This window comes from Pseudomonas sp. PNPG3, assembly GCF_023093815.1.
Classification (GTDB): Bacteria; Pseudomonadota; Gammaproteobacteria; order Pseudomonadales; family Pseudomonadaceae; genus Aquipseudomonas; species Aquipseudomonas asiatica.
Map to the genome: position 1 here is coordinate 1 of NZ_JALLKV010000138.1, position 815 is coordinate 815.

Annotated in this window: 2 protein-coding genes and 1 pseudogene; all 3 read right to left on the reverse strand. The window is 61.0% G+C overall.

Annotated features, from left to right (window positions below):
- A pseudogene (locus MJ643_RS30435) lies at positions 1-202 on the reverse strand (hypothetical protein); the annotation flags it as partial.
- 11 nt (positions 203-213) lie between these two features.
- Positions 214-531, reverse strand: a complete 318-nt coding sequence (locus MJ643_RS30440; RefSeq protein WP_247727284.1) for a hypothetical protein — start codon at positions 529-531, stop codon at positions 214-216.
- The coding region (locus MJ643_RS30445) for a hypothetical protein (protein WP_247727285.1) at positions 528-815 on the reverse strand (288 nt) is incomplete at its 5' end. The genes MJ643_RS30440 and MJ643_RS30445, both read right to left, overlap by 4 nt.

Sequence of the window (815 nt, forward strand, 5' to 3'; positions counted from 1 at the left end):
ACAAATGGTGCAGCCGAGCGGATAGCCAGTAGTCCACCTGGGCCCGATCAAAACCACCCGACTGCCCGCCGAGCGAAGCCAGGCAACCACCCTCCTCCTCTGCCGCCTTGTAAAGTTTCTGCCAGGCCTGCCCTTTCGCGGCGCCCTTCTCCCCAGCCGCCAGAGCGGCCACCACTGCTCCCGATACGCTGTTGTAGATCATGTCCTTCCCCCTCAATCGCCCGTGTAGTTGCTGCCACCGGCGCCCAGCCGGTTGCCTTCCTGATACAGCGCCTCTGGGCCAGTCGCCCGAGGCTTCTTCAACTGCTCGATCTGCCGTGTCGCGGCCTGCAGCCTCATGCTGAGCTGGGTCACCAGTTCATCCACAGGCAAGGCCTCGCCAGTTGCAGCCACCACCCAGCCCGAGGCGTTGCAGTGGTCGCATGGCAGTTCGTGAAACACACCCTTGGTGACCGCTCTCCCACGGCACAAAGGGCATACATCCAGATCAATTACGGCCTTCTTGAAAGCCGGGCCGTGGCTTTTTCTCATTGCCGGGCACGCCCCTTTTTGGCTCGAAGCCAAGGCTTGGTCGAACGGCTGCGCGGCAGGACAGCACTGCCAGCCACAATCGGCTTATCGAACTGCGCCAAGCCAAGGAGCCCTCCTTCCCGAGGCGTGACGGTCACTTCCTCGCCGAGGTCCATGCCGAACCACTCATCGATGATCACCTGGCCGACGATTCGACCGTTCACGCCATATAGGAAGGCGACGGCTCCATGCTCGGAAATATTCATTTCGAATCCTCGCTTATGGTTGATTTCGAAATTTCGCCG